The following is an 8,505-nucleotide window of genomic DNA, read 5'->3' on the forward strand; positions in this document are numbered from 1 at the left end:
ATCAGCTCGGCCGGGTCAGGATGTAGATCGCTGCACCTGTCATGCAGAGCGCTTGTAAGATCAGCACATAGCTTGCCACTGCAAGGGCGTAAGACAGAGCCAAAGCCGCCAGCATCATCGTGATAGCGAGGATCTTGTAGCGTTTGGCGATGGCGCCATGGGTTTGCCAATCGAGGATGATCGGCCCGAAAATCCGATGTCGCCGCAGCCAACGTTCAAAAGACGGCGCGCTTTTTGCAAAAGCAAAGCTCGCCAGAATGACCAAAGGGGTGGTCGGCAAAAGCGGCAGCACCACGCCCAAGGCACCAAGCGCCAAAGCCAAGATGCCGAGCGTGAACCAGAACAGACGTTTGAGATCGGGCAGGCGAATGGGGTGTCTCATTTCAAGCTGGGCGTCATATCCGGTTGCCGGTTGCGCCATTGCGGGTCTTGTTGAGGGATGTAGCTATCAGATAGCGGACGGCGGCTAAAGTTGTCTTGTCGCCAAGGCGGGTCCAAACAAAAAAGGCGGCACCTAAGCGCCGCCCGGTCTGACTGTTTGGCATGGGCCGGTTATTCGACCTTGTCGAACAGGTCTGCCATCCGGCCTTTGGCCTTGCCCTTTTGCTTCACGCCCTGTGCCTCCTCAAGGTTGACCGCTTCGCCCACTTGGATCAGGGCGATCATGCCCATCGCGTAGTGCGGGGTGCATTTGATGCCGTAGAGGCCTTCTTGTTCGACCTTCAGATCAAACTCCTCGTTGAACTTGGTTTTGAAACGCGCGGCGCCTTCGGGAAGCATCCCTTTGATGTCTTCGACGTTGTGGCCTTTGTCGGTTGGCAGGAAGCGGATGACATCGCCGACTTCGGCTTTGATAAAGGCCGGTTCGAACACCATTGCGCCGTCCTCACCTTTGTTAAGCATCTTGACCTCAAAGGTCTCTGCCTGCGCGCCCACGGCAATCATCGCAAGCAATGCGCCGGCCATCAGGTTCTTGATCATCTCGAATTCCCTTTCATGTGATCGTGTTGTTCCGTCGAGACTTGATATGCGCTATGCCTTGCCGTGAGACGTTGATCTAAAACAAACTCTTGGGACAAACGTGCAAAAACTCGATGAAAGCCTCCTAAGTGGTCTGCCGCCGTTTAGCCGTTTGAACCGCACGCAGATTCGGGAGATTCTGGATCAGGCGCGCATCCGGCGTTTCGATGAGGGCGACGAAGTCTTTAGCGAAGGGATGGAGGCCAGCCATTTCCATTTGCTGCTGGACGGTTTTCTGCGGGTTGTGCGCACCACCGCCGGGGGCGAGCAGATCATCGTTCTGCATATTTCGCCGGGGCAGTTGTTCGGCATCGCCGCAGCGCTCCAGCGGGACACCTATCCGGCCACAGCGGTTACAGCGGCGGAATCGATTGTACTGTCTTGGCCATCAACCCTTTGGTCCAGCTTCATCGCGCAGTACGAGGGGTTCGCCACTGAGTCCTACAAGACGGTGGGTCAGCGTTTGGGGCAGATTCAGGACACGATGACCGAAATTGCAACGCAAGCGGTGGAGCAGCGCGTCGCGGCTGCGGTGCTGCGCATGGTCAATCAAAGCGGGCGCAAGACAGAGGAGGGGATCGAGATCGGGTTCCCCGTCACGCGCCAGAACATCTCAGACATGACGGGCACGACGTTGCACACGGTCAGTCGGATGCTATCGGCCTGGGAAAAAGACGGGATCGTGCGGTCCACGCGGAAACATATTGTCGTCACAGCCCCGCACCGTTTGGTGCAGATCAGCGGTCATTGATCTGTCGGGCGGCTTGGACGCGGGTTTTGATTTCGGCGCGAAACTGGGTCTCGTCCAGTCCGGCTCTGCGACAGGCGTCTGACAGCGCATAGAAACGCGCCACCGGGCAGCCGGGGCAGGCCATGTTGTGTTTGAAAAACAGCGGTGCTGCTTCGGGCCAATGTTCAAACAGCGCCGACAGCGACAAATCCGGGGCGTCAATATCCGGTTTCTGCATGATATCCTCCTGACCATCCCACCAGATTGCGCTCTCTGTTGTGGCCTGTCTTTGCGCCGGCGCAATGAATTTGGAGTTGGCGCCGCCCTCCGGGGTTTTGGGGGCTTATTTCCTATCCGGTTGTTTTTGCTGTCAGAAGTTTGCGCCTGCGCAAAGTTCGCTTGGACGCGTTCGGGCTATCCATGGCGCAACAGCAATACAGTCCGAAAAGGGAACATCAGATGTTAACACGTCGCGCCGCATTGATGGGAGCCGCAGGCATCGCCGCACTGCCCATTCTGGCAAAGGCCGCCAGCGCCGAGGAAATCATGGACACTTCGATGGCCGAGCCTGTCGATCTGTCGGGGCTGGAGCGGATTAAGCACAAGCTGGTGCGTCCGCCAATGGTTCACGCCCATGAGCAGACCGCGCCCGCAGAGCCGCGGGTGGTCGAGTTCGAATTGCAGATCGTGGAAAAAGAGGTCGAGGTCGACGATGGCGCCTATCTTCAGGCGATGACCTTTGACGGGTCGATCCCCGGCCCGCTGATGGTGGTCCATGAGGGCGATTATGTCGAGCTGACCCTTTATAACTCGCCCGAAAACCTGATGCAGCACAACATCGACTTCCACTCGGCCACTGGGGCTTTGGGCGGCGGCTCGCTGACCCTTGTGAATCCCGGCGAAAAGACCGTGCTGCGTTTTAAAGCGACCCGGCCCGGCACTTTCGTCTACCACTGTGCGCCGGGGGGTCCGATGATCCCTTGGCACGTCGTTTCGGGCATGGCGGGTGCGATCATGGTGCTGCCGCGCGATGGGCTGCGCGATCCGGAGGGCAAGCCAGTCCGCTATGACAAGGTCTTTTATATCGGCGAGAACGACTTCTACATTCCACGCGATGAGACCGGGGCGTTCAAACGTTTCGCGGATGTGGGCGAGAGCTATCCCGACACCCTTGAGGTCATGAACAAGCTGATCCCCAGCCATGTCGTGTTTAACGGCAGAGTGGGGGCGCTGACCGGGGACAATGCTCTGACCGCAAACCAAGGCGAGAAGGTGCTTTTCGTTCATAGCCAAGCCAACCGCGACAGCCGCCCGCACCTGATTGGTGGCCATGGCGATCTGGTCTGGGAGCGCGGCAAGTTCAACAACCCGCCCGCCCGTGATCTGGAGACTTGGTTCATCGCTGGCGGCTCTGCCGGGGCCGCGCTCTATGAGTTCTTGCAGCCGGGGGTCTATGCCTATGTGAACCACAACCTGATTGAGGCAGTGAACCTCGGCGCCACCGCCCATATCGCGGTCGAGGGGGATTGGGACAATGATCTGATGGAGCAGGTCCAAGCCCCCATCGAATATGACGCGGTCTATGAAGGCCGATCGGCCCTGCCGTGATCGAAAGCGAGGGTGGCCGGTTTGCGGTCGCCCTTTGGGCTATGAAGGGGCGTGTTATGGGTAATTTAGCAAGCGGTCATGGGCTGGGCAAAGCGGCCCTGTTTGCGGCCGGTCTCTTATATCTTGGCAGTCTTTCCGCGCTGCGGGAGGGGCCGGATATTGAAAACGGACCCGCCCTCATCACCGTACCAGCTGGTGAAGTGAGCTTTCGCCCGATGGGTAATTTCTCGAAACAGGGCAAAGCGACCGATGCGCCGTTAATACAAGTCCAACTGCCTGCGTTCGCGATGATGAAATACCAAGTAACGCAGGCGCAATATAGCCGATGCGTTGCCGCGGGCGCTTGTGCTTCGGTGCCGACCGCGCAAACAGCAGATCCCGCCCAACAGCCACAAACGAATGTTAGCTGGCGGGACGCGACCCGCTATGCGGCTTGGATTTCTGAGCAGACGGGGCAAAGCTGGCGGCTGCCTTCGGTTGAGGAATGGCACAGGGCTGCGGCGGAACGCTATGACGCGCAGGTTAAGTATGCCGCCGACGTCGATGCCGAACTTGACCCCGGCGCGCGGATGCTCGCGCAATATGCAGAGGGCAATGCGGCGCGCGAAAAGGAAGTCTCCGGTCCGCGCCCCATTGGCGGCTTTGGCGAAAACGCATTTGGGTTTGCAGACATGGCAGGCAACATCTGGGAATGGACCGATGGTTGTTTCGCGAATGGTGTGGTGAGAGAGGACGGCAAAGTTGAGCGCACTTCGGATTATTGCGGCGTGCGGATTGCCGCCGGGACGCATCCTGCGGCGGTGATTAACTTCGTGCGAGATGCCAGTGTGGGTGGTTGCGCCGTGGGGCTGCCACCTGACCATCTAGGATTTCGGCTGGTGAGGGAAGGTTAATCGGTGGTCGGGGATCGCAAGATTTATTGATCTTGCGCAACGTTTGCATCCGTCGAGGGTGATAGGCTTTGAGTATCACACGGGAGGAACGGAACATGCATATGCTCATCGCCTATTCCACGGTAGAAGGACAGTCGGGCAAGATCGCCCAATTTGCAGCGGATCACATGGCCAGCCATGACCATCAGACAACGGTCCTTAATCTTGATGATAGCGGCACGACCCCTGATCTAACATCCGTTCAGGGCGTGATCTTGGTGGGGTCGGTGCATGAACGGCGCCATTCACCCGCCCTTGAAACCTTTATGCAAGCACGCCGTGCTTGGCTGGCGGTGCGGCCCGTGATGTTTATCTCTGTCAGCCTCAGCGCGGCTTTTGAGCGCGGACGAGAAGAGGCGCAGGACTATGTCATTGAAACCCAGATGCGTACAGGGTTTGCGGCGGATGAAGTTGTGCTTGCGGCGGGGGCGGTGAAGCCTGGCAGCTACGACTACTTCGCGCAGTCAGTGGTGCGGTTTGTCGTGTTGAACGACCGCGCGTTTGAGATGGGCACATCTGATCATGAATTCACCGATTGGGCAGAACTGACCATCCGGTTGGAGCGCTTCTCTGCGCGAGCAGAAATGCAGGGCGATGCGCCCTACGTGGCGATCTGATGGCCGCCGATCTAAACCGATCTATTTAGTCGCTGGCCTGCGCTGCTGTGACAAGGGCGTCCATGTCCTTGATCAAAACAGTCTGTGAGGTGTCCAACGCGATGATATTTTGCTTGCGCAAGCGGGTGAGGGTCCGGCTGACGGTCTCAATCGTAAGGCCAAGGAAGTCCGCTATGTCCGCGCGGCTCATGGGTAGGGCGCAGGTCATATAGCTGCCGATGGGCGTGCCAATGCGTTCTGCCAGCGTGATGAGAAAGGATGCAACTTTCTCAATCGCGGATTTCCGGGCGAGCATCATAAAGTGATCCTGCATGGCAGAAATCTCGCGCAAGGCTGCGTGCAGCAAGCGTTGATGCGTCCGGTGATCCCCCTCGAGCGTGTCGAGCGCGTGGCGGCGGTGGGCGATCACTTCGGCACTTTGGATCGCCTCGCAATCGCTGTGGTGAAATGTACCATTCGGAAAGCCAATGATGTCGCCGGGCAGACCAAAGGCGATGACCTGCCGCCGCCCGTTGTCGAGCACGCGGGTCAAGCGAAAGACACCGGAGGTGATCTCGTAGATATTGTTGGCCATGTCCCCTTCGCGAAACAGATGCGTTCCAACACTGAGGCTCTTACGTTGGGTTGCCGCGACCGAAGCGTGATGTGCAACGCAGATGTCGGCGTTTGCAGGGCTGAACTCGCTGGATAATGTTACGTACATGCGATCGTCCTCCTTGGGGTGCGATCTCAATCTCAGGGGCGCGTCGCAGTAATATCCTTGGCTTTGTATCCCTTTGTATCAATTTGTCGCGCCTGCCCGTATCGCGGGCGGCTGGCCCTGATCGGCTTTGCGCATTATAGAAATTGAAACTTCTGTGGATGGTGCGGTGGCTGCAAAGAATATCCTTATTGTCGACGATGACGCCAAAATCCGAACGCTCCTTCGGCGGTGTCTGGAAGGGGATGGCTACCGCGTTGTCGAGGCGCATAACGCGCAGAGCGTTCGCGCGGCATTCGCGGCAGAGGATTTCGACCTTGTGACCTTGGACCTTAACCTCGGGGCAGAGGACGGGCTCGATATCGCCCGAGAGCTTCACCGTGACCACGATGTGCCGATTTTCATGGTCACCGGCAAAGATGACGTGATCGACCGCGTGGTGGGGTTGGAGCTTGGCGCGGATGACTATCTGACCAAACCGTTCCATGTGCGCGAAGTTCTGGCGCGTGTGAAATCGGTCTTGCGCCGCAGCGGCAAGCGTGACCGGGACGAAGAAGCGCAACCGCAGGACGATCCATGGCTTGCGCTGGATGGTCTGAAGGTCAAACTTGATCGTATGCTGTTGGTGGACCGCGACGGTCACGAATGCGACCTCACCACGGCGGATTTCAAACTGCTCACAGCCTTTCTGAACCATGCCAAGAAACCCTTGTCCCGTGATCGGCTAATGGATCTGATCGATGGGCAGGATTGGGCGCCGCTGGATCGCACAATCGACAATCAGGTCGCGCGTCTGCGCAAGAAGGTCGAGCGCGACCCCACGCGCCCCTCGCTGATCAAGACGGTGCGGGGAGTTGGATATGTCCTGACAGAGACCCCTGTTGCGACGACGCTCTAATTCTCCAACAACATCCGCAAGGCTTCGGCCAGTTCCGCTTGCCGGTAGGGCTTGCGCAGAATGGCGAATTCCTCGGCCTCAGTGCCCTGCAAGACTTTTTCTGAAAATCCCGACGTGATCAATATCCGCAGGTCGGGCATGCTCTGTGCAACCCGTCTCGCCAAGGCATGGCCAGACAGTTCGCCGGGCATCACCAGATCGGTAAAGACTATATCTATGTCATTCCGTGTTTGGAGGATTGCCCAAGCGGCATCACCCGTCGTTGCAGTGACACATTCAAAGCCAAGCGCTTTGAGACGCGTCTCCGACAGGCGCAGCACCATCGGGTCATCTTCGACCAGCAACACCCGCAGCCCCGCGCCGATGCCGTCGTTCTGCGCCGCGTCTTGTTCATGCTCCGGGCTCTGTGCCGCTGCTGTCACCAGCGCCGGGAAATAGAGGCTGATCGTCGTCCCTTTGCCCAGTTCACTGTATATTGCGATATGTCCGCCGGATTGCTTGATGAAGCCATAGACCATCGACAGCCCCAAGCCGGTTCCTTGCCCCACAGGTTTGGTGGAAAAGAACGGCTCCATTGCGCGGGTTCGGGTTTCAGACGTCATGCCTTCGCCGGTGTCCGCGATGGACAGGCGGATATAGTCGCCCATGTCGATGCCAATTTCCTGCGCGACATAGGTGTCATCCAGCCGCATGTTGCGCGTCTCCAGCGTCAGCTTGCCGCCCGATGGCATGGCGTCTTGTGCATTCAAGGCGATGTTCAAGACGGCCGTTTGAAGTTGCGATGCATCAACCCGCGCCTGCCATAGATCGGGGGCGAAATCGGTTTCCACTGTGATATGCGCCCCAATCGTCCGAGAGAGCATCGCCACGGCCTTGGCCACTTCGCCGTTCAGATCAATCACCTCTGAATTCAACGTGGTTTTACGGGCAAAGGCCATGAGCCGCGATGTTAGATCGGCCCCGACCTCCGCCGCTTCCAGCGCATCCGAAATCAATGCGCCGCTTTTCTCGGAGGTCTCGGACATTTCCAACAGTTCGAGATTGCCGATGACCACAGTGAGCAGGTTGTTAAAGTCATGGGCAATGCCGCCTGTCATCTGGCCAATCGCGTCCATCCGCTGAGATCGGGCGGTCGCTTCTTCGGCGGCCTTGCGGCGGGAAAGGTCGTGCATGATCCCCACGAAGGCAACCTCCCCCGCGATATCGGCACGGCCCACCGAGAGATGCAGCGGAAAGACACTGCCATCCGCCCGCAGACCTTCGACATCGCGCCCAATCCCGATGATCCGCTTCTCCCCGGTGTCAAGGTGATGGCTCAGAAAGCCGTCGTGTTGTGCGGCCATGTCCTGCGGCATCAACACGCGCACGTTCTGTCCGACCAGCGCATCCGCCGCATGACCAAACAGCGCCGCGGCGGCTTTGTTCACCCGCAGGATATTGCCCCGATGATCCGACACAACCATCGCATCGACCGCAGCATCCAAAAGCGCGAGCAGGACGGGGCTTTCGTCATTAATCTTCATGCGGGGGGTCCGTTTGGTTTGACGTGTCGGATAACAAATGCGCTCTAGCGGTAGCATGCAAGCGATTGGATGTCGTCAAAGAGCGCCGGGTTGGAGAGTGAATAAAGGTCTTTGGCATGGTCTATGGCGCGGCCCCTGACTGACGCTTATTGCTATCAGGCGTATCCGGGAGGGTGCATTGATCTGGATCAAAGGGGGGCTTCGGTGTGCCGCTTGTGTGTCGCCGCCCCATCGCAGTGCGGTGAGTCTCCGCGCCCCTGCACAGATTCGCTCCAATTTGAGCCAAACCAAGCCTTAATCGACGTCACGTTCCCAATAGTATGCAGCAAAAACAGTATCTTACCTCCTAGTTCCCAAAAATCCGCGATTTTCTGAATTTTCTGCTTGCGGGTTTTGGTCACTAACACTAGAACCCCCCTTACCGGCGGCGCAGCGATGCACCAACGGGGCGCCAGACGGGGCGGACGGAAGCGGAGA

Annotated in this window: 10 protein-coding genes; 5 read left to right on the plus strand and 5 right to left on the minus strand. The window is 58.4% G+C overall.

The genetic code is table 11. The annotated features are described in order from the left end of the window. Position 1: 1 nt before the first annotated feature. The gene (locus tag HTT03_RS17615; protein ID WP_246253588.1) at positions 2-421 is read right to left on the minus strand and encodes a YbaN family protein; all 420 of its coding nucleotides are present in this window, start codon (positions 419-421) and stop codon (positions 2-4) included. 131 nt (positions 422-552) lie between these two features. Further along, positions 553-981, minus strand: coding sequence for a pseudoazurin (locus HTT03_RS17620; RefSeq protein ID WP_174861085.1), 429 nt, complete (start codon positions 979-981; stop codon positions 553-555). A 100-nt stretch (positions 982-1,081) separates the two neighbouring features. On the opposite strand from HTT03_RS17620, the gene HTT03_RS17625 reads away from it, so the two are divergent. Beyond that, positions 1,082-1,771: a cyclic nucleotide-binding domain-containing protein gene (locus tag HTT03_RS17625; RefSeq protein WP_174861086.1), complete on the plus strand. Its 690-nt coding sequence runs from the start codon at positions 1,082-1,084 to the stop codon at positions 1,769-1,771. On the opposite strand, the gene HTT03_RS17630 is transcribed toward HTT03_RS17625, so the two are convergent. Then, complete coding sequence (locus HTT03_RS17630; protein ID WP_174861087.1) at positions 1,758-1,988, minus strand: DUF1858 domain-containing protein; 231 nt, start codon at positions 1,986-1,988, stop codon at positions 1,758-1,760. The genes HTT03_RS17625 and HTT03_RS17630 overlap by 14 nt on opposite strands. A gap of 221 nt (positions 1,989-2,209) precedes the next feature. On the opposite strand from HTT03_RS17630, the gene nirK reads away from it, so the two are divergent. The 3 genes from nirK (at position 2,210) to HTT03_RS17645 (ending at position 4,907) form a co-directional block, all read left to right on the plus strand. Continuing rightward, positions 2,210-3,358, plus strand: a complete 1,149-nt coding sequence (gene nirK, locus HTT03_RS17635) for a copper-containing nitrite reductase (protein WP_174861088.1) — start codon at positions 2,210-2,212, stop codon at positions 3,356-3,358. Positions 3,359-3,414: 56 nt separating this feature from the next. Continuing rightward, positions 3,415-4,251, plus strand: a complete 837-nt coding sequence (locus HTT03_RS17640) for an SUMF1/EgtB/PvdO family nonheme iron enzyme (RefSeq protein WP_217482852.1) — start codon at positions 3,415-3,417, stop codon at positions 4,249-4,251. A gap of 95 nt (positions 4,252-4,346) precedes the next feature. Continuing rightward, positions 4,347-4,907 carry a flavodoxin domain-containing protein gene (locus HTT03_RS17645; protein ID WP_174861089.1) on the plus strand — a complete coding sequence of 187 codons (561 nt, stop codon included), beginning with the start codon at positions 4,347-4,349 and terminating at the stop codon, positions 4,905-4,907. A 25-nt stretch (positions 4,908-4,932) separates the two neighbouring features. Here the strand turns inward: HTT03_RS17645 and HTT03_RS17650 are convergent, their stop codons facing one another. Continuing rightward, positions 4,933-5,610 (minus strand): helix-turn-helix domain-containing protein, encoded by a 678-nt coding sequence (locus HTT03_RS17650; protein WP_174861090.1) that lies wholly within the window; start codon positions 5,608-5,610, stop codon positions 4,933-4,935. A gap of 166 nt (positions 5,611-5,776) precedes the next feature. Between HTT03_RS17650 and HTT03_RS17655 the strand changes: the two genes are divergently transcribed. Continuing rightward, positions 5,777-6,505, plus strand: a complete 729-nt coding sequence (locus HTT03_RS17655) for a response regulator (protein WP_174861091.1) — start codon at positions 5,777-5,779, stop codon at positions 6,503-6,505. On the opposite strand, the gene HTT03_RS17660 is transcribed toward HTT03_RS17655, so the two are convergent. Continuing rightward, positions 6,502-8,028, minus strand: a complete 1,527-nt coding sequence (locus tag HTT03_RS17660; protein WP_174861092.1) for a PAS domain S-box protein — start codon at positions 8,026-8,028, stop codon at positions 6,502-6,504. The two genes, HTT03_RS17655 and HTT03_RS17660, sit on opposite strands and share 4 nt — an antisense overlap. Between the last annotated feature and the right edge of the window lie 477 nt (positions 8,029-8,505).

The organism is Sulfitobacter maritimus (assembly GCF_013346665.1).
In the GTDB taxonomy this organism is placed as follows: Bacteria; Pseudomonadota; Alphaproteobacteria; order Rhodobacterales; family Rhodobacteraceae; genus Sulfitobacter; species Sulfitobacter maritimus.

What these genes read in the sequence shown, in the direction of transcription:
- HTT03_RS17615 (WP_246253588.1), bottom strand. Translation starts at nt 421, where the DNA reads ATGGCGCAACCGGCAACCGGATATGACGCCCAGCTTGAAATGAGACAC.
- HTT03_RS17620 (WP_174861085.1), bottom strand. Translation starts at nt 981, where the DNA reads ATGATCAAGAACCTGATGGCCGGCGCATTGCTTGCGATGATTGCCGTG.
- HTT03_RS17630 (WP_174861087.1), bottom strand. Translation starts at nt 1,988, where the DNA reads ATGCAGAAACCGGATATTGACGCCCCGGATTTGTCGCTGTCGGCGCTG.
- nirK (WP_174861088.1), top strand. Translation starts at nt 2,210, where the DNA reads ATGTTAACACGTCGCGCCGCATTGATGGGAGCCGCAGGCATCGCCGCA.
- HTT03_RS17640 (WP_217482852.1), top strand. Translation starts at nt 3,415, where the DNA reads ATGGGTAATTTAGCAAGCGGTCATGGGCTGGGCAAAGCGGCCCTGTTT.
- HTT03_RS17645 (WP_174861089.1), top strand. Translation starts at nt 4,347, where the DNA reads ATGCATATGCTCATCGCCTATTCCACGGTAGAAGGACAGTCGGGCAAG.
- HTT03_RS17650 (WP_174861090.1), bottom strand. Translation starts at nt 5,610, where the DNA reads ATGTACGTAACATTATCCAGCGAGTTCAGCCCTGCAAACGCCGACATC.
- HTT03_RS17660 (WP_174861092.1), bottom strand. Translation starts at nt 8,028, where the DNA reads ATGAAGATTAATGACGAAAGCCCCGTCCTGCTCGCGCTTTTGGATGCT.